The following is a 19,198-nucleotide window of genomic DNA, read 5'->3' on the forward strand; positions in this document are numbered from 1 at the left end:
GTCCGCCTGCTACAACCTTGGTATGACGATCGACCGACTTCAGGCCCTGCTTGCGGACTTCGCTGCAGAACGACAGTGGGAACGGTTCCACACGCCGAAGAACCTCGTGATGGCGCTAACTGGTGAGGTCGGTGAGCTCTCCGAGCTCTTCCAGTGGCTAACTGCCGAGGAGAGCTCAGCCATACTGGACGACCCGACGCGGCGGACACAGGTTGAGGACGAAGTTGCCGATGTATTCATCTACCTCCTGCAACTCGCAGACGTCCTGCGGATAGATCTTCTCGCAGTAGCGGAAGCCAAGGTGCGCAAGAACGCTCAGCGCTATCCGAGTGACATCGTCCGCGGTCGGGCAGTGAAGAGCTCGGATCTCCACCGCAACGCCTGCGACTAGTTGTGTTTGGAGGAGCGAACGGCATCGTCAGTGTGGTGGCCACGTGCCGGCCCAGCGATCGGCGGGCGTTAGTACCGCGCAGTTCCGGCTGCCGAACCTGAACTGAGTTGTCTCCGTGTCGTTGAGTTCGCCATTGAGAGACGGAGCCTGAGTTGAGAGTCGGGGGAGACAGCTCTGAAGTCGGCGAGCCCAGGGAGGGGATCAAGAGCGCAACCTCGAGGCCGGCGCTCGGAAAGGAGATCCGGAGGGGTGGCTTTAGGAGTGGAGTACTTGGGAGGCGGTCCGAGGGTGTGGCTTGGGGTCTGGCGCACCGAGGAGGGGGTCGGGGGGCGTGGCCTCGGGTCTGGCGTACCCAGGAGGGTCCGGGGGCGAAGCCCGCCGGGTGGAGCTGATTCGGGCCTACCGCGACGGTGCCTCGGCGGCGGAACTCGCCAGACGTTACAGAGTGTCCAAGAGCGCGATTCTGGAACTGCTGACCAAGCGTGATGTTCCGCGGCGCTATCAGTCCCTGACCGAAGGCGACATCGACCGTGCCGAACAGCTCTACCGCGACGGCAACTCTCTGACCGCCTGTAGCGAGTTGACCGGGTTCTCGGCCAGCAGCATCAACCGCGCCCTAAAGGAAGCGCGGCGCTCTCATTCGGTCTGCAGGACGACCACGCAATAGTGCTCGGTAGCACCGATGTGTCTGCGTGGCGACACGTCGGAACACCGTCGAGGTTCTTCGCCGAAGCAACCATGCGGCAACCAGCCAGTTCAATGCGAGACTGATCTCGCCAAGACCGCTGGTTTGGCTGATTGCTGGAGTCATCGATCGGTGGAATCCTTGGTTAGTGAATCTTGATGAGCTGCTTGAAGTGATGGATCGTGCCGCAGCGAACCTCGCCAAGCTTTCTGCGGTGTGGGAACGAGCCGAGGCGATGATCCCCTCTGGCCCCAGTCGTGGTTCGACGCCCGAGTATGACGACTTGGCGCGTACCTGGAATTCCCTACTGCCTGGTCTGCCGCCTATAGACGGATGGACTGTGACAGAGGGGCTCCCGGATATCGACCAGGCAGGACAAGCGTTCATCGACTACATGGAAATTGGGGAGGAGCCGGCGTTCGGGCTCATGAACGATCTTGAGGAACCTGGCCGCCAACTCGATGAATATCGGTTCCGCCTCGGGTATGCACGGCGGCGTGCAATCCGTCAACGGCTTGAGGAGATCACCTCGGTGGTCAACGGTACGCTTCCTCAACTGCTCGTTGGTGTGCCGCGAGATTCCCGTGAGGTGCTTGAAGATCCGAGGACCGCGACCATCGTGGGGGCTATCAGTGAGATTGAGCGTCTACTCGGTGGCACCATAGATCGTCGTGGACGGTGGAGTGAGCTGCATCGCCACCTTGGCTGGGGGCAGGGCCAGGACTGGCATGATATTGCGCTCATGGACTGGCCGTCAGTCCGAGCCGACATCGAGGCCGCGAGTCGAGCGGAGGCGGATCCGCTTCCAGTCCCCGATATCGACCTTGGCGTGGCGGCGTCTTCGAATCCGTCCGGCGGCGTTACGACTGGACTGGCGTGGAGCAACGTGGATGAAGACGGGTTCGAACGTCTGCTATTCGATCTGCTCAGAGGCTTTCCGAGCTACCAGAACGTCGAATGGCTGATGAAGACGCGAGCACCTGATCGTGGACGTGATCTGTCGGGTGAACGGGTCATTCGTGATGATGGCGGAACGACGCGGACCGAACGTGTGATCGTTCAGGCTAAGCATTGGACTTCGAAATCGGTGTCTCCCGTCGATATCAACGCCACGCTTGGTTCGTTGTCGCTGTGGGAACCGCCAGTGATTCGCGGATTGATCATCGCGACCAGCGGTCGCTTTACCGCCGATGCTGTCAGTGTTGTCGAGAAACACAATACAGATGGAAAGTTGCCATACATCGAGCTCTGGCCTGGCAGTCGTCTCGAAACGTTGCTGTCTGAACGCCCTGATCTCATCGCAATTCACCAACTGGGCGCGCAGGCACACGGGATTGAGGTCCGGACTTATGACCGGTAAGTTGAGATGCTGCACGCTGAAAGTTGCAGACACACAACATATTCTGACCCCAGTGTGCGATCGGTCCCGAGGAAGCGAATCAGACGATACGCCAGAGTTGACAGCGATCGCCACGTCGTGGCGGTTTGCTGGATGCTATGGCTGCCGGAGCGCCGACAGGTCGGACTGTTGCTCGGCACACCGTGGGAGATCTCCGGCAAACCGGTGAATCTGAAGATGCTTGCTGAGCGGTTGGCCGAACATGACCTCTCGGTCCGGCGGCTGGTGGAGCTGATCGACGGGGCGCCCATCGAAGAGAACAGGACGCTGCGCGAGCTGGCCGAAGCCGACGCCGCGCAGGAGCGCGCGCACGTCACTGCGACTCTTGTCGAGGCTGGAGTAGACCGGGATGCGGTAGCGACCTGGCTGGTCGATTCTGCCTCGCCGCGCCCGGGCCAGGGGGCGCTGGCCGCGCTGGCCGACATTGTTGCGGCAGTGTGGCGAGGGCTTCCACCTGCTGGCGAGCATGTTCGTCTGAGCAAGCTGGCGGCAGATATTGTGCACGATGCGCACGGCCTCGACCCCAGCGAACCTGCCGGACGGGCGGTTGCGCGGCTCGCAGCGGTCGTGCAGGGTACGGAGCGCCCGCTGCGCAGCGGGCCGACCTGGCGTCAGGCATGGGGGCGATCGGAGTGCACTGCGACGGCGTCTCGTCCCGGGTACTTGTTCTGAATCTGCCGCTGGCAGGTACAGCGCCCGCGGTCGGCTTGTGCGCGGCCGCCGTCGGCGAGCCGGTGTGGCTGACGCTGCGGTCCTTGCGCGGCAGGTGGACGACCTACGCTACGGAGGTCTACGTCTGCGAGAACCCCACGGTTGTCGAGACGGCCGCCGACATGCTGGGGGGCGGCGTGTCCGCCGTTGGTATGTACCGACGGGATCGCATCCGGCGCCGCCATCGATCTGATCGCTGGAATCGCCCGGTGCGCCTGCCGACTGTTGATACGAGCCGACATCGATTCCGCAGGCTTCACCATCTTGGATCAGGTTCTGGCCGTCGCGCCCGATGCTCAGCCCTGGCGCTTCGACACGCGCACCTACGCGGGCCTTCGGCGTCGATGTCCCCGATGCTTCCTCTTTGGACACGATTGAGGCGTTGCGCCAGGTTCACGATGCCCACCGCATTGCGCTGCACGAGGAACGAATCCTCGACGCGCTTCTCGAAGACCCCCTGTCCGGGGGAATGAGGTGGGAACAACTCCGGAATCGGACGCAGTAGATCAGGGGGTATCTGCACTGTGGACCGACATGCGCAAGCGTTTGACGAATCCCGAGCACGGGACACGGCGAGCTTGGCTGCCCACGTACTGAGTCGCTGCCATGCAATCGCTGGGGTCGAAGTTCTGTCCTGGCAAGCCTGTCGTATCCGCCTGCGCTCACGCGAGATCGCCCCGGTCCGCCTCCAACGCATCGCGCCATGTCGTCTTCAACGCTGCCGCATGGCTGGAGGCCTGCAATCGGACGGAACGGTGTCGACGCTCCGACAGCTGTAGGACATTTGTGGTAGACGAAGACGTGTGCGGAGAAGAGGTCGCTTATTTGTTCAGTTTTCGGGTGCTGGTGGCGGTGCGGTGGTGAGCCATTGTTGGTAAGTGTTATGGCGGAATTGATATGCGATGCCTGTAGTGCGGAGCAGGTCTGCCCGGCGTGCCCATTCGAGCATGTGCGCAGGGCGGGCCGAGTAGCTTCCGGTGACTCTGAAGATCAGCACTGCGGCGATGTAGCGCTGAGTGGTAAGTCCGATGAGGAACCAGACAATGAATCCGGTATGGAAGCCGGTGTATAGGCCGTCGCGGAGTGTATCGATGAGATCGCCCGGGTGCGGGCGCAGCAGCCTGCTGGCGGCCATACCGACAGGTCCAAGTACAAGCACCGACACGGTACCGGCGACGGCGGCGGAGATCGCGCCGTCCCAGATCAGCTGTCGTGCATCCTGTCCTACCACACGCCGTTCGTCCGGTGTTGTGCTCAAGCCGACTACGAGCCCGGCGATGATGCCAAACGACACCGCTAATCCGAGCAGAGCGATGCCAAACGGCAGAATCGCGCTGATCGATGTTGCGGGGAGGAGTATCCAGCTGATGCCGAGTACCGTGGCGACGAGCACTGCACCACCGGCGATAACCACGAGCGCGCTTCTGAGCCCCCTGCGCCATCGGACGCGGTCTGGGACGTGCCAGACGAATCGCTCGGATGTCCCACCAAACCCCGGGAGCGCAACATTGGTTCCATCGGTGAGGTAGAGGATCACCAACAGCATCGTGGCGATGAGCGGCAAACTTATCCAGTCGCCAGTTTTCGTGGTCCGCCCGAGCGTACATACCAGCGCGACCGCGGCAGTGACGATGATTCCGGACAAGATGGTGTGTACGAGCGCACACCTCCAGGTACCAGCAATACGCCAGATCTGATCGAGGGTGAATGTTGTGCCGTCATTACCGCGGCTGCGTTGATGATCGAGGTGCCGGGCTAGGGCGTTGAGCCAAATGTGAACTTTGTGCGCGTTCGGGGGTTCCATATTGTCGGTATCAGCAGTCCCGGCGACACTCGCACGGGTCAACGAGGCATAAAGAATATCCTGGATTTCGGTGAAGGTGGTGGCCGCGGCCAGCCGTACAGCGACGGTTTCACCCTCGCGTTCGAGGGTCGCTGCCGCCAGCGCGAGCATTAGCGGTGTACGCAGGGCGGTAGCTAGTGGGGATTCAGGTGCGTGTTCGAGCTGATTGGTGACGGGGGCCCACCGCGCTGCATCAATCTTGAAATTCTCGCGGAATTTTCGAAGGTGGTTGCGGATGTCTGCGACGGAGAGCGGCTGGAACGTGATTATCACGGCGCCGTGGAGGTTTGTGCCGTCATGTTGCTGTATCCGGTCGAATATGTCTGTGCGACACAGGATTACGAGGTCTCTGCGATTCCAAGGTGCTTTCCTGCTGAGCACACCGAGCGCGGCGCGAGCACGCTGCGGGTCGGTGTCTTGGCCATCCATTTCGTCGAGGCAATCGAGTACTGGAAGAATGCGGTTATCTCTGACAAGGGCCTGTGCGACACGTGTCGGCAAGCGGTATTCGCTTGTGAGCTTCTCGGCCAGCCAGTTCGAGAAGGATCGGCGACCGTCCCATCCGGAGATATTGACCCTCACCGGAACGAGTACATCGCTTCCGTGATTAGCGGCCCGACTGCGGTATTTCAATTGGTCGAGCACGAATTCAATTGCGGCTACTGATTTTCCCGCGCCTTGTTCGCCGAGGATGAGCAATCGTTGCGGCTCTGGCAGCCGACGAAAATACTGTCCAAGTTTGCTCGGACCAATTATACCCATCGGTCTGGTTTCGGTGTGTCTGGTGGTCCCGATCTTGAGCTCCATCATCCGGCCTGAACTACCTAGCAGCTGGCCGAGCGCGAGAGTCTCCCTCGCCTTGACCTTGCTGGCGAGACGGTTTGCGGCGAGTGTCAATGCGGGCGGAGAGGTGTCCGGTATTACTCTGCGGTAGCCCTGTTGGAGCAGTGGTCTGGCGACGCTCACGCCGGCCCGTATCGCAGCCGTCTCCCCTCCACCCGTCACAGTCTGCAAGTCTGCCATTCCGATGAGCTCTGGTGCACTACCGGATGCGTGAGCCGTTGTTCGACCGTTGATGCCCTCGTCCCATACGGCGGCTGCTACGGATCAGCTAGGCGACTACCCCATCGCGCAGTCCAGGGCGTTGAAGCTGCCGAATGGGGAATGCCTTGGCAGTCAGCGTCGCATCGCCGGACCTCACCGACCAGCTCGCCCGGCAAGACACTCGTCTGAACCCGCAATCTGGGGATTGCCGCGCTCGTTCCAATCCGCGATTCTTTCGGGCGAGCGGACTTGTCCTTGCGGCGCAGGTCACATTCGAGTACGAAGACTGGTTTGGAGGCATGCCGAGGGCTCGGTGTCGGTTCCTCTATCCGCTCGGAACGAAGTTGTGGCAGGGAGCGCCGTCTCCTTGTCGTACCGCCGCGGGACGTCGCCACAGGCCGAATAGCAACAGGACTCAACATTGAGTCCGTTGAGGAACCGGTACTTCGAGATCTTCGACGCTCGGGAGTTCGGGCACCGATGTGCTCAGGGCGAAATCTCGCCCGCAACCGAGTGCTCGACTGCACTGCATCGCGCATGGACGTCCCGTAGATACCTCATGGCATCTACGGGGATCTGATGGGATCTGTGGGCGCAGAGGGGATCGAACCCCCGACCGCTGGTGTGTAAAACCAGAGCTCTACCGCTGAGCTATACGCCCTCGACCTTGACGGCCGGGTTATGAATTTAGCGTGGGGGTGGGGGTTATCCCAAGCCGACTGGTCAGGGCCCTTTTTGTGGAAGGCGTCAGGAGTCCAGGGCGGCGAGGGCTTTCTCCCAGGCTGCCTGGTCGCGCGGTTCGCCGGGGGCGTTCATTTCGGCGAAGCGGATGCGTCCTTCGCGGTCTACGACGAAGGTGCCGCGGTTGGGGTAGCCGGATTTCTGGTTGAAGACGTCGTAGGCCTGGGCTACGGCGCCGTGCGGCCAGAAGTCGGACAGCAGGGGGAAGGTGTAGCCCTGTTCGGCGGCCCAGATCTTGTGGGTGGGCGGCGGGCCGACGGAGATCGCGAGGATCTCCGCGTTGTCGTTCTGGAACTTGGGCAGCTCGTCGCGCACCTTGCACAGTTCACCTTGGCAGATGCCGGTGAAGGCGAGCGGGTAGAAGACGATGAGCACGTTCTTCTTGCCGCGGTAGTCGGACAGGCTGACGTCCTGGTTGTTCTGGTCTTTGAGCGTGAAATCCGGCGCGACAGTGCCAACTTCGAGCGGCATCGCAAATCCTCCATCGTGTCGGTTTTCCGCCGGGCGGCGCGTTCACCGCCCGGCGACACCATAGCGAAAGGTGGGTCAGCGCTGCTTCGAGGGCGCCTTCGGTTGCACCAGGCGGCTGCCCGCCCAGGTTCCCAAGCTGATCGCCGAAGTCTGAGTCAGACCGGCGGTCGGTGCGGATTCAGCGATTTCGCTCGGTTCCACATGGCCCGGATGTCCGGTCTTGGGCGTGAGTACCCAGACGAAGCCTTCGTCGGCGAGTGGTCCGATCGCATCCATCAGGGCGTCGACCAGGTCACCGTCGCCATCGCGCCACCACAGCAGCACGACGTCGATTACTTCGTCGGAATCCTCATCGACGAGCTCGCTGCCGATCGACTCCTCGACGTCGGCCCGCAGGTCGTCGTCGACGTCATCGTCCCAGCCCAATTCCTGGACAACCATGCCGTGTGTAATGCCAAGCTTCTGAGCGTAGTTCTGCGCGTCCGCCGCGGCGACCACGGTGGTGTCCTCCTCAACTCCCGACAATAGGTAGTTGCAAGCGAACATGGTTATGGCTCTCAGCGCAAGCCGATCGACAGAAAAAGGCCCGGAATGTCGCGAGAAGATGTGCGCTTCAGCGTTTCGGGCAGGCGTCGCGGACGGCGTTTCGCGCGTCGTTGACCCGCCTGCTCGCGTCGTTGAGCGGGCCGACCGGCGCGGTGTAGGTCATCTTGCGGGTTTCGGCCGACAGCGCGCGGGCGGCGGTGACGTAGTCGGTGAATTTGGCAGCCAGATCGTCGGGCATGGCGTCCTTGGCGGTGCTGATCCCGGTCTCCACTTTGTTCGCGGCGTCATCGAGGGTGGACGCGGCAAGTTCTCGTTTGGCGGCGTAGTCGCCGGCGTTGGCGTCGTGCGCGTCGATGAACTCGTTGTACTTGGACACGCCGACGCCGGTGGTGGTGGGGAACTGGGCGCAGTTGTCGCCGATCGCCTTGGTCTGCGCGGCAGCCCGTTTGGAGGAGGTCGCGGCGGCGGAGGAGGCGGCTGCCTCGGTCTTGTAGGCGGCCAGATCCGCGGTGTTGGGATTGGGCGTACCGTGGACCCGGTTGCCGCAGCCCGCGACGACCAGTCCGACCGCCACTGCCCCGGTCGCGCAGATCAGTCCGAATCGGCGTGGGTCCAGCGTTCTCACTCGTCCTCCCGGTCAGGTCTGATCAACGTCGAAAACTACAGCGGCCCGGGCGCATAAGTGAGCGTCGCGAGCGTATCGAAGACGCAGCGCCCCCGGGCACGGCGGAGCCGAGCGCCGGCGAGGCGCAGCCATGAGCGAGCGTAGCTAGTGAATCAAAGAGACAGCGCCCCTGTTGCCCAGCGCACGGTACTGGAGTTCCTGCTGACATGATGACCTGGGGCACACCATCGGGAAGGATGGAGGGTGCGCCCGAACCTTTCGTAGCACGAGTGGCACGCAGACCCACGCGACGCCACTCAGGGATACCGACGCCATCCGCATGTCCACCCCTGTACGAGGAGCAGATTTGACCGACCTGATCCACTCTTCCGCTCCAGCGCAATCCGCTGGATCCGATGCCGCCCCCGCTCCCGCCGCAGGCCGCGATCCGAACGGATCGTCAGCTCCGGCTGGACGGGTGCGGGTAATCCGCGAAGGGGTGGCGTCCTACCTACCGGACATCGACCCGGAGGAAACCAGCGAATGGCTCGAGTCGTTCGATGAAATGCTCGACCGGGAGGGCCCGGGCCGAGCGCGTTACCTCATGCTCCGCCTGTTGGAGCGGGCCGGTGAACGGCGTGTCGCCATCCCCGCCTTGACCTCCACCGACTACGTCAACACGATTCCCACCGAGAACGAGCCGTGGTTCCCCGGCGACGAAGAGGTGGAGCGGCGCTTCCGCGCCTGGATCCGCTGGAACGCCGCGATCATGGTGCATCGCGCGCAGCGTCCCGGAATCGGTGTGGGCGGCCACATCTCGACCTACGCGTCCTCGGCGGCGCTGTACGAGGTCGGCTTCAACCACTTCTTCCGCGGCAAGGACCACTCCGGCGGCGGCGATTCGATCTTCATTCAGGGTCACGCCTCGCCAGGTATCTACGCGCGCGCCTTCCTCGAGGGCAGGCTCGGCACCGACCGGCTCGACGGCTTCCGTCAGGAGTACAGCCACGGCGGCCCCGGCCATGGCCTGCCGTCGTACCCGCACCCGCGGCTGATGTCGGACTTCTGGGAGTTCCCGACCGTGTCGATGGGCCTGGGCCCGATGAACGCCATCTATCAGGCGCGGTTCAACCACTACCTGCACGACCGCGGCATCAAGGACACCTCTGATCAGCACGTGTGGGCGTTCCTCGGCGACGGTGAGATGGACGAGCCGGAATCGCGCGGCCTCGCGCATGTCGCGGCGCTGGAGGGCCTGGACAACCTGACCTTCGTGGTCAACTGCAACCTGCAGCGGCTGGACGGCCCGGTGCGCGGCAACGGCAAGATCATCCAGGAGCTGGAGTCGTTCTTCCGCGGCGCCGGCTGGAACGTCATCAAGGTGATCTGGGGCCGCGAGTGGGACGCGCTGCTCGGCGCGGATCGCGATGGCGCACTGGTGAATCTGATGAACACCACCGCCGACGGCGACTACCAGACCTACAAGGCCAACGACGGCGCGTACGTGCGCGACCACTTCTTCGGCCGCGACCCGCGCACCAAGGCGCTGGTACAGGATCTGTCCGATCAGGACATCTGGAACCTCAAGCGCGGCGGCCACGACTACCGCAAGGTGTACGCCGCGTACGCGGCCGCGATGGCGCACAAGGGTCAGCCGACGGTGATCCTGGCCAAGACCATCAAGGGTTACACCCTCGGCAAGCACTTCGAGGGCCGCAACGCCACGCATCAGATGAAGAAGCTGACGTTGCAGGACCTCAAGGACTTCCGCGATCTGCAGCGAATTCCGATCAGCGACGCGGAATTGGAGAAAGATCCGTACCTGCCGCCGTACTATCACCCGGGCATGGAGGCGCGGGAGATCCAGTACATGCTGGATCGCCGCAAGGCGCTCGGCGGCTACCTGCCCGAGCGTCGCACCACAGCAAAGCCGCTGCAACTCCCCGGTGACGAGGCGTACAAGTCGGTGCGCAAGGGCTCCGGCAAGCAGAACGTGGCGACCACCATGGCGCTCGTGCGGCTGATGAAGGAGCTGTTGCGGGACAAGGAGATCGGCAAGCGGATCGTGCCGATCATCCCCGACGAGGCCCGTACCTTCGGCATGGACTCGTGGTTCCCTTCGTTGAAGATCTACAACCGCAACGGGCAGTTGTACACATCGGTCGACGCGGAATTGATGCTTGCCTACAAAGAGAGCTCGGTCGGGCAGATCCTGCACGAGGGCATCAACGAGGCCGGTTCGACCGCGTCGTTCACCGCGGCGGGCACCGCGTACGCGACGCACGGCGAGCCGATGATCCCGCTGTACATCTTCTACTCGATGTTCGGTTTCCAGCGCACCGGCGACGGGCTGTGGGCCGCGGCGGATCAGCTGGCGCGCGGATTCGTGCTCGGAGCAACCGCTGGGCGAACCACGCTGACCGGTGAGGGCCTGCAGCACAACGACGGCCACTCACTGCTGCTCGCCTCCACCAATCCCGCGGTGGTCACCTACGATCCGGCGTTCGCCTTCGAGATCGCACACATCGTGCGCGACGGCCTGCGCCGGATGTACGGCGGCGGCGCACCGGAACCCCTTCCGTATTCGGTGCCCGGCACCGATACCCGCAAGGCCGACGGCGGGTTCGGCGGCGAGGACGTCTTCTACTACATCACCCTCTACAACGAGCCGTACCAGCAGCCGGCCGAGCCTGCCGAACTCGACGTCGACGGTCTGCTCAAGGGCCTCTACCTGTACCAGCGCGGGGGAGCGGGCGACGTGCGCGCTCAGATCCTGGTCTCCGGCGTGACGGTGCCGGACGGTCTGCGCGCGCAGGCGCTGCTCGCCGAGGACTGGGGTGTGCAGGCCGACGTCTGGTCCGCCACCTCGTGGGGTGAGCTCCGAAAGGAGGCGTTGCAGAAGGAGATCGCCGCGCTGCGCTTCCCGGACGAAGATCACGGTGTGCCATATATCACCGAGGCGCTCTCGCGGGCCGAGGGTCCCTACGTGGCCGCGACCGACTGGATGCGTGCGGTGCCGGACCAGGTGCGCAAGTGGGTGCCGGGCGAGTTCGTCACGCTGGGCACCGACGGCTTCGGCTTCTCCGACACCAGGGCCGCGGCGCGGCGTGTGTTCAACGTCGACGCGCAGTCGATCGTGGTGGCCGCGCTCTCGGGGCTGGCCAAGGCCGGAAAGATCGACCCGGCGAAGGTGATCGAGGCGGCCGCGAAATACCGCATCGATGATGTCGACGCCGCGCCGAAGAACGCGTCGAGTTCCGACGGGGACGGCGAGTAGCGGACGATTGAATGGTGGACCGTAAACCGCCGCGGCCGCGCCGGATCTCCGAGGGCTCGTCCGAGCACGAGGTGTATCTGCCGACGGGCGCGCTCTCCCCGAACCGGCAAACCCGCGACCCGCTGCCGGACACGCTGCTCAAACGGGTGAAGCAGTTCTCCGGACGCCTCTCCACCGAGGCGGTCGGGTCGATGCAGGATCGGTTGCCGTTCTTCGCCGATCTGGACGCCGCGCAGCGCGCCGGCGTCCAGATGCTGGTGCAGACCGCGGTGGTGAACTTCCTGGAGTGGTTGCAGGACCCGGACAGCGATATCCGGTTCAGCCTCGACGCGTTCCAGGTGATCCCGCAGGATCTGGCGCGGCGGCTCACGCTGCGCCAGACCGTGGACATGGTCCGGGTGGCCATGGAGTTCTTCGAACAGTGGCTGCCCGCGCTCGCGCGCAACGACCGGCAGTTGGTCGCGTTGACCGAGGCGGTGCTGCGATACGGGCGTGAGCTCGGTTTCGCGGCCGCCTCGGTGTACGCGAGTGCCGCCGAATCCCGGGGCGCGTGGGACACCAGGCTGGAAGCGCTGGTGGTCGACGCGGTGGTCCGCGGCGACACCGGCCCGGACATGCTGTCCCGGGCGGCGACGCTGAACTGGGACGCCACCGCGCCCGCGACCGTGCTGGTGGGCACACCGCCGCCGGAGCACGGCATGTCGTCGGTGGGCTCGGTGCACGCGATCGCGGCCCGGCACGGCCGCGCGGCGCTGGCCGTGGTGCAGGGCACCCGCCTGGTGATGGTGGTGAGCGGGCACCTGGGTGAGTCGTCCTATATATCCCCGTTTCTCGCGGATCTGCTCGCCGAGGTCTTCTCCGACGGGCCGGTGGTGATCGGCCCGACCACCCGCACGCTGGGCGCCGCGCACGCCAGCGCGGTCGAAGCGCTGGCCGGAATGGAGGCCGTGGTGGGCTGGCGCGGTGCGCCACGCCCGGTGCATGCGACCGAATTGCTGCCCGAACGCGCTTTGCTCGGCGATCGAGCTGCGGTCGAGGCGTTGAACGAGTATCTTGTCCTTCCGTTGGCCGCGGCGGGATCGGCGCTGGCGGACACCCTCGAGGCCTATCTGGATTGTGGTGGCGCTGTCGAGACTTGTGCCCGTCAGTTGTACGTCCATCCAAATACCGTTCGCTACCGCCTCAAACGGATCGCCGAAATCACAGGTCGTGATCCGATGAATCCGCGGGACGCGTATGTGCTCAGAATCGCCGCCACAGTGGGTCGTTTGACACGAACCCGTAACGAATCGTCAACACCTACCCCAGAGGCCACTCATCTCGCCCTGGGCAACGAGGGGCTGTAACGGAAATCGTGGGTTGTTCGATCCGAACAGCCCACATGCCGTTTTGTGGGAGTCCCACAAAACCCGGCGGCAAGCTTCATTCGCGTCGACATCTCCTGCGGGGTGCCTCACAGTGTTCTCTTAGGGAGTGATCGCGTTGTTCGCCCCTGGACAGGGGTCCCAGACTCCCGGCATGCTCGCGCCTTGGCTCGACCTCCCTGGCGCGCATGACCGGCTCACTCTCTGGTCCATGGCCGCAGGCCTGGACCTGGTCCGCCTCGGCACCACGGCGACGGCCGAGGAAATCACGGATACCGCCGTGACGCAGCCACTGGTCGTGGCCGCCGCGTTGCTCGCGTACACGCAAATCCCCACGGATTCACTTCCGGCCGCTACCATCGTCGCCGGACACTCGGTCGGCGAACTCGCCGCCGCCGCGGTCGCCGGGGTCATCTCGCCCGACGACGCGGTGAAACTGGCCGCCATCCGCGGAGCGGAAATGGCCAAGGCGTGCGCGTTGGAGCCGACCGGCATGTCCGCGGTGCTCGGTGGCGATGAGGCCACCGTGCTCGCACGACTCGCGGAACTCGACCTGATTCCGGCCAACCGCAACGCGGCCGGGCAGATCGTCGCCGCGGGTCGGTTGGACGCGCTGGCGGAACTGGCCGCGAACCCGCCGGAGAAGTCGCGGATTCGCGCGCTGCCCGTCGCGGGTGCGTTCCACACCGAGTTCATGGCTTCGGCGCAGGACGCTGTGACCGATGCCATATCGCAGATCGTGCCGAACGAGCCGACGCGGCTGCTGCTGTCGAACTTCGACGGTCAGCCGGTCAGCTCGGGACGTGATGCGATCAACAAGCTCGCGGCCCAGGTCACCAGGCCCGTCCGTTGGGATCTGTGCACCGAAACCGTAAGGCAGGCAGAGGTTTCCATGGTGGCGGAGTTGCCGCCGGCGGGCACCCTTGTCGGTATCGCGAAGCGGGAGCTGAAGGGCACGCGCACACTGGCCCTGAAGACCCCCGAAGACCTCCCCGCGTTGGCCGGGGTGAGCATCTCCGGCTAGCTTTTTCCGGCAGCCATGCATCGGTATGCACGGTTGTGACCGAGCGGACGTAACCATCGCCCGCCTCGATCCGAAAAAACAGGTACGAGCCCTACAAAGAACAAGAAGGGAGCCACGAAGTGGCCGCTCTGACCCAGGAACAAATCGTCGAGGAACTCGGCAAGATCATCGAAGAGGTGACGGGTATCGAACCCTCCGAGGTGACGATCGAGAAGTCCTTCGTCGATGACCTGGACATCGACTCGCTGTCCATGGTCGAGATTGCGGTGCAGACCGAGGACAAGTACGGCGTGAAGATCCCGGACGAGGATCTGGCCAGCCTGAAGACGGTCGGCGACGCGGTCGCCTACATCCAGAAGCTCGAGGCCGAGAACGCTGACGCGGCCGCGGAGCTCAAGGCCAAGTTCGACGCCGAGTAGGGCCGACACTGTGACCACTCCTTCCACCTTGAACGGGAATTTCCCCAACGTCGTCGTCACTAGCCTGGCGGCGACCACGTCGATCGCGGGTGACGTCGATGCGACGTGGAAGGGACTCCTCAACGGCGAGAGCGGTATCGACGTTCTCGAGGATTCCTTCGTCGAGGAATACGACCTTCCGGTCCGCATCGGCGGTCACCTGAAGGTCCGGCCCGAGACCCTGCTCACCCGAGTCGAGTGCCGGCGCATGGCGTACGTCGAGCAGCTCGCGACCGTGCTCGGTCGCGAAGTCTGGCGTAACGCGGGCAGCCCGGAGGTCGACCCGGAACGGCTGGGTGTGGCCATCGGAACCGGGTTGGGTGGCGGCGACGCCCTCATCGACTCGGTGGACAAGCTGAAGAACGGTGGCTATCGCAAGATTTCGCCGTTGGCTGTGCAGATGGTCATGCCGAACGGTCCTTCGGCCGTTGTCGGCCTCGAATTGAAGGCCAGGGCAGGAGTGGTCACTCCGGTCTCGGCATGCTCGTCAGGCTCCGAGGCCATCGCCAACGCATGGCGGATGATCGTCATGGGCGATGCGGACATGGTCGTCACCGGTGGTGTCGAGGGTTACATCGACTCGGTGCCGATCGCGGCGTTCAGCATGATGCGCGCCATGAGCACCCGCAACGACGATCCGAAGGGTGCCTCGCGTCCGTTCGACAAGGACCGCGACGGTTTCGTCTTCGGTGAGGCGGGCGCCCTGATGGTCATCGAGACCGAAGAGCACGCCAAGGCGCGTGGGGCCACCATCCACGCTCGCCTGCTCGGTGCCGGTATCACCTCGGACGGCTTCCACCTGGTCGCCCCCGCCCCGGACGGCGTCGGCGCGGCACGGGCGATGAAGCGGGCGATGCAGACCGCGGGTCTGACCGCCAAGGACATCACCCACGTCAACGCGCACGCCACCGCGACACCGATCGGTGACACCGCCGAGGCCAACGCGATCAGCCTGGCCGTCGGCAAGCACGCTTCGGTGTACGCCCCGAAATCCGCACTGGGCCACTCGATCGGCGCCGTCGGCGCACTCGAGTCCGTGCTGACCGTGCTCAGCATCCGGGACGGCATCGTCCCGCCGACGCTGAACCTGGAGAACCAGGACCCGGCCATCGATCTCGACGTGGTACACGGCGAGGCGCGCCGGCAGGAGATCGAGTACGCGATCAACAACTCCTTCGGTTTCGGTGGGCACAACGTCGCGCTCGCCTTCGGTCGGGCCTAGCCGCTTCGACTGAGACTGCTCGAACGATCCCGGCGGGATCTGCCGCTTCGACGGCCAGATCCCGCCGGGATTGCCATTTTGCAGCCGCTTGCGCGGCCTTTTCCTGAAGGTTGAGGGAAGAACGCGATGACAACCATGGCTTCCGCGTTGCACCAGGCGACATCGACCGATCCGCGGGATCCGCTGGGTCGGCTGCAGCGCTTCTTCGATCCCGGCACGCTGCTTCCGCTGCACCCGCGCGACAAGTCCGGCGTGCTCGCCGCGATCGGCGAGGTCGATGGCGTGCGCACCGTGGCCTACTGCTCCGACGCCACCGTGATGGGTGGCGCGATGGGCGTGGAGGGCTGCAAGCACATCGTCGACGCGATCGACACCGCCATCGACTCCGGCGTTCCCGTCGTCGGTATCTGGCATTCCGGCGGCGCCCGGCTGGCCGAGGGCGTCGAGGCCCTGCACGCGGTCGGCCTGGTCTTCGAGGCCATGGTGCGCGCCTCCGGCCTGGTACCGCAGATTTCCGTGGTGGTCGGCTTCGCCGCGGGCGGCGCCGCCTACGGCCCCGCACTCACCGACATCGTGATCATGGCGCCCGAGGGCCGGATCTTCGTCACCGGTCCCGACGTGGTGCGCAGCGTGACCGGCGAGCAGGTCGACATGGCCACCCTCGGCGGCCCGCAGACGCACGGCAAGAAGTCCGGCGTCACCCATATCGTGGCCGACGACGAGGCCGACGCGGTGCATCGCGCCCGGCGGCTGGTGTCGATGTTCGCCGAGCAGGGTGAATTCGATCTGGTGGCGGCCGCGCACGGCGACGTCGACCTCAAAGCGATGCTGCCGGAATCGCCCAAACGCGCCTACGACGTGAAGCCGATCATCCACGAACTGCTCGACAACGTCGACGGCGAAAGCTCGTTCGAGGAGTTGCAGGCCGGCTACGCGCGCAGCATCGTCACCGGCCTCGGCCGGTTGAGCGGGCGCACCGTCGGCGTGCTCGCGAACAACCCGATCCGCCTCGGTGGTTGCCTCAACTCCGAAAGTGCCGAGAAGGCAGCGCGTTTCGTGCGGCTGTGCAATTCGTTCGGCATTCCGCTCATCGTCGTCACCGACGTGCCCGGCTATCTGCCCGGGGTCGGCCAGGAGTGGGAAGGCGTGGTGCGCCGCGGCGCCAAGCTGCTGCACGCGTTCGCCGAGGCGCGCGTCCCGCGCGTCACGCTGGTGACCCGCAAGATCTACGGCGGCGCCTACATCGCGATGAACGCGCGCTCGCTGGGCGCGACCGCCGTGTACGCGTGGCCCGGCTCCGAGGTCGCGGTGATGGGCGCCAAGGCGGCCGTCGGCATCCTGCACAAGAAGGCGCTGGCCGCCGCCCCGGAGGACGAGCGGGAAGCGCTGCACGAGCGGCTCACCGCCGAGCACGAGCGCATCGCGGGCGGCGTCGAACGCGCCGTCGCGATCGGCGTGGTGGACCAGGTGATCGACCCGGCCAAGACGCGCAGCATCATCGCCGCCGCGCTGGCCGCCGCGCCGTCGCGGCCGAGCAGGTTGAAGAACATCCCGCTGTAAACGACCGCGCAACTGGGCCCCGATACGTCCGGGGCCCAGTTGCGTTGTACGGGGCCGGACTTCGCCTCCGCCGTACCGGTTCCGCGCGCGCTGGCCTCCGAGCCACGTCGCGCCGCGCCGTGTCGCACCGTGTCGCGCGGTGTTGCGCCGTGTTGCCCCGCGTCGTGTCGCGCTGCGCCGTGTCGTACCGCACCGCGCCGTAGTCGCGCCGCGCTGTGTCGCGCCGTGCTGTGTCGCGCCGTGCTGTGTCGCGCCGCGCTGTGTCGCGCCGCGCCGCGCTGTGTCGCGCCGCGCTGTGTCGCGCCGCGCCGCGCTGTGTCGCGCCGCGCTGTGTCGCGCCGCGCTGTGTTGCGCCGCGCCGCGCCGCACCCGTTTCTCGCACGGGTACTGTCTCCCCGCACCCGCTCCGACATGCCACAGCGGGTGCGAGGCGTTGGAACTGGTGCTGGAACGCGGAAAGGGTGTGTGCGGGTGGTCGGTAGCATCTAAAGGTGCGCTATGAGGAACTTGCCGACGTGCCGTGCTCGATCACGCGTCCGCTCGTGATCTTCGGCGACCGCTGGACGCTGCTGATCCTGAAGTTCGCCTTCTCCGGGGTGCGCCGGTTCAACGCGTTCCAGAGTGCGCTCGGTATTTCCCGCAGCCGGTTGCAGGATCGCCTCGATCGGCTGATCGAACACGAGATCCTGGTGAAACAGAAGGCCGCGGTCGGCGCGCACGAGGAATATCGGCTCACGCAGAAGGGCCACGATATCTACCCGATCCTGATGGCGATCCGGGACTGGGGCGACACCTACATGGCGCCGGACGGCCCGCCGGTGCGTTACGCGCACCGCGACTGCACCGGTGAGGTGCACGCGAAACTCGAGTGCGACGTGTGCGGCAGCGCGGTCACCGCCCGCGACGTGACCCCCGAACCCGGGCCCGGACTGCTCGGGCCCGAACTCGACGCCGATCAATCGGTGAACCAGGTCGCCACCTGATCGATGCCCTCGCGTGCGGTACGGAATCCGTTGACCGGGTGCGCGGTGTCCGGGTAACCGAACGAGATGCCGGCGACCACCCGGCGATGGTCGGGTATGTCGAAGTACTCCCGGATGAACGGCGCATACGAGGCCAGCGCGGCCTGCGGTGCCGCACCGAGGCCGAGGCTCTGCGCGCCGAGCAGGAAGTTGCCGAGGTACAGGCCGCAGTCGACGGCGCCGTAGACGCCGAGATCCGCCTCGGTCGTCACGATCGCGACGTGCGGGGCATCGAACAGTTCGAAGTTGCGTAGCGTCTGGCGCATGGTCTTCTCGTGCTCGCCTTTTGCGATCCCGACGCTGTCGTAGAGCTGAAAGCCGCACGCGCGCCTGCGATCCCGGTACACCCCGGCGTACTGTGCGGGGAACGCGAAATCCGGTTCCGGAGTGGCGGTTCGGACGTGCTCGAGCAGTGCCGCGCGGAAACGGTCGGTGCCCGCGCCCTCGGTCAGCACCAGCTGCCACGGTTGGGTGTTGCACCAGGACGCCGTCCGCTGGGACAGGCGCAGCAGCTGTTCGATGACGGCCCGCGGCACCGGATCGGCCAGGAACTGCCGGCAGGTCCAGCGCTCGTCGAGCAGTCGGGTCAGCGTGGCGAATTCCTGGGTGTCCACCTCGGCCGTTGTCATGCCATCTCCTCATTCGGTCCCATTATGAGACCAAACGCTAGCATCGGCCGGGCGATCTCGGAATGCTCCGGAACCACTAGGGCCTGTTTCCTACGTCACGGCGGCGCCTTCGGGGTCCGCCGTGACGTACGAAACGGGCCCTAGGCTCGTGCTTGCCTAGGAACCCGGTGTTCGGTGCTGTGCGCGCAGTGCTCGGATTACGCCGAA

17 protein-coding genes and 1 tRNA gene are annotated in these 19,198 nt (G+C 65.2%); 12 read left to right on the forward strand and 6 right to left on the reverse strand.

Annotated features, from left to right (window positions below):
• Positions 1-22 precede the first annotated feature (22 nt).
• The 5 genes from O3I_RS11000 to O3I_RS47045 all read left to right on the forward strand — a co-directional run bounded on the left by O3I_RS11000 (position 23) and on the right by O3I_RS47045 (position 3,564).
• The gene (locus O3I_RS11000) at positions 23-391 is read left to right on the forward strand and encodes a nucleotide pyrophosphohydrolase (RefSeq protein WP_041562547.1); all 369 of its coding nucleotides are present in this window, start codon (positions 23-25) and stop codon (positions 389-391) included.
• Between the two features lie 382 nt (positions 392-773).
• On the forward strand, positions 774-1,058 hold the full coding sequence (locus O3I_RS11005; RefSeq protein ID WP_014982984.1) for a hypothetical protein: 285 nt from the start codon (positions 774-776) through the stop codon (positions 1,056-1,058).
• A gap of 25 nt (positions 1,059-1,083) precedes the next feature.
• Positions 1,084-2,436: a restriction endonuclease gene (locus O3I_RS11010; RefSeq protein ID WP_202804927.1), complete on the forward strand. Its 1,353-nt coding sequence runs from the start codon at positions 1,084-1,086 to the stop codon at positions 2,434-2,436.
• 132 nt (positions 2,437-2,568) lie between these two features.
• Complete coding sequence (locus O3I_RS11015) at positions 2,569-3,147, forward strand: TIGR02679 domain-containing protein (RefSeq protein ID WP_014982986.1); 579 nt, start codon at positions 2,569-2,571, stop codon at positions 3,145-3,147.
• Positions 3,148-3,333: 186 nt separating this feature from the next.
• Positions 3,334-3,564 carry a DUF2399 domain-containing protein gene (locus O3I_RS47045; protein ID WP_424769568.1) on the forward strand — a complete coding sequence of 77 codons (231 nt, stop codon included), beginning with the start codon at positions 3,334-3,336 and terminating at the stop codon, positions 3,562-3,564.
• Positions 3,565-4,015: 451 nt separating this feature from the next.
• On the opposite strand, the gene O3I_RS44790 is transcribed toward O3I_RS47045, so the two are convergent.
• The 5 genes from O3I_RS44790 to O3I_RS11045 all read right to left on the reverse strand — a co-directional run bounded on the left by O3I_RS44790 (position 4,016) and on the right by O3I_RS11045 (position 8,456).
• Positions 4,016-5,839 carry an NACHT domain-containing protein gene (locus O3I_RS44790; protein WP_167829129.1) on the reverse strand — a complete coding sequence of 608 codons (1,824 nt, stop codon included), beginning with the start codon at positions 5,837-5,839 and terminating at the stop codon, positions 4,016-4,018.
• A gap of 823 nt (positions 5,840-6,662) precedes the next feature.
• A tRNA-Val gene (locus tag O3I_RS11030) sits at positions 6,663-6,734 on the reverse strand.
• Positions 6,735-6,820: 86 nt separating this feature from the next.
• A complete protein-coding gene (locus tag O3I_RS11035; protein ID WP_014982990.1) occupies positions 6,821-7,285 on the reverse strand; it encodes a peroxiredoxin in 465 nt (154 codons plus the stop codon).
• Positions 7,286-7,360: 75 nt separating this feature from the next.
• Complete coding sequence (locus O3I_RS11040; RefSeq protein ID WP_014982991.1) at positions 7,361-7,783, reverse strand: DUF3052 domain-containing protein; 423 nt, start codon at positions 7,781-7,783, stop codon at positions 7,361-7,363.
• Positions 7,784-7,898: 115 nt separating this feature from the next.
• Complete coding sequence (locus O3I_RS11045) at positions 7,899-8,456, reverse strand: hypothetical protein (protein WP_041562549.1); 558 nt, start codon at positions 8,454-8,456, stop codon at positions 7,899-7,901.
• A gap of 346 nt (positions 8,457-8,802) precedes the next feature.
• Here O3I_RS11045 and aceE point away from each other — a divergent pair, with 346 nt between their 5' ends.
• The 7 genes from aceE (at position 8,803) to O3I_RS11080 (ending at position 18,323) form a co-directional block, all read left to right on the forward strand.
• Entirely contained in the window at positions 8,803-11,712 is a 2,910-nt protein-coding gene (gene aceE, locus O3I_RS11050; protein WP_041562550.1) for a pyruvate dehydrogenase (acetyl-transferring), homodimeric type, read from the forward strand.
• Positions 11,713-11,723: 11 nt separating this feature from the next.
• On the forward strand, positions 11,724-13,058 hold the full coding sequence (locus O3I_RS11055) for a PucR family transcriptional regulator (protein ID WP_014982994.1): 1,335 nt from the start codon (positions 11,724-11,726) through the stop codon (positions 13,056-13,058).
• A gap of 127 nt (positions 13,059-13,185) precedes the next feature.
• A complete protein-coding gene (locus O3I_RS11060) occupies positions 13,186-14,100 on the forward strand; it encodes an ACP S-malonyltransferase (protein WP_041562551.1) in 915 nt (304 codons plus the stop codon).
• A 119-nt stretch (positions 14,101-14,219) separates the two neighbouring features.
• Entirely contained in the window at positions 14,220-14,519 is a 300-nt protein-coding gene (gene acpM / locus O3I_RS11065; RefSeq protein ID WP_014982996.1) for a meromycolate extension acyl carrier protein AcpM, read from the forward strand.
• A 10-nt stretch (positions 14,520-14,529) separates the two neighbouring features.
• A complete protein-coding gene (locus tag O3I_RS11070; RefSeq protein ID WP_014982997.1) occupies positions 14,530-15,780 on the forward strand; it encodes a KasA/KasB family beta-ketoacyl-ACP synthase in 1,251 nt (416 codons plus the stop codon).
• Positions 15,781-15,906: 126 nt separating this feature from the next.
• Positions 15,907-17,340 (forward strand): acyl-CoA carboxylase subunit beta, encoded by a 1,434-nt coding sequence (locus tag O3I_RS11075; RefSeq protein ID WP_014982998.1) that lies wholly within the window; start codon positions 15,907-15,909, stop codon positions 17,338-17,340.
• Between the two features lie 491 nt (positions 17,341-17,831).
• Entirely contained in the window at positions 17,832-18,323 is a 492-nt protein-coding gene (locus tag O3I_RS11080; protein WP_041562552.1) for a winged helix-turn-helix transcriptional regulator, read from the forward strand.
• Here the strand turns inward: O3I_RS11080 and O3I_RS11085 are convergent.
• The gene (locus tag O3I_RS11085) at positions 18,296-18,991 is read right to left on the reverse strand and encodes a nitroreductase (protein WP_014983000.1); all 696 of its coding nucleotides are present in this window, start codon (positions 18,989-18,991) and stop codon (positions 18,296-18,298) included. The two genes, O3I_RS11080 and O3I_RS11085, sit on opposite strands and share 28 nt — an antisense overlap.
• Positions 18,992-19,198 lie beyond the last annotated feature (207 nt).

The sequence above is a fragment of the Nocardia brasiliensis ATCC 700358 genome (assembly GCF_000250675.2).
Lineage (GTDB): Bacteria > Actinomycetota > Actinomycetes > Mycobacteriales > Mycobacteriaceae > Nocardia > Nocardia brasiliensis_B.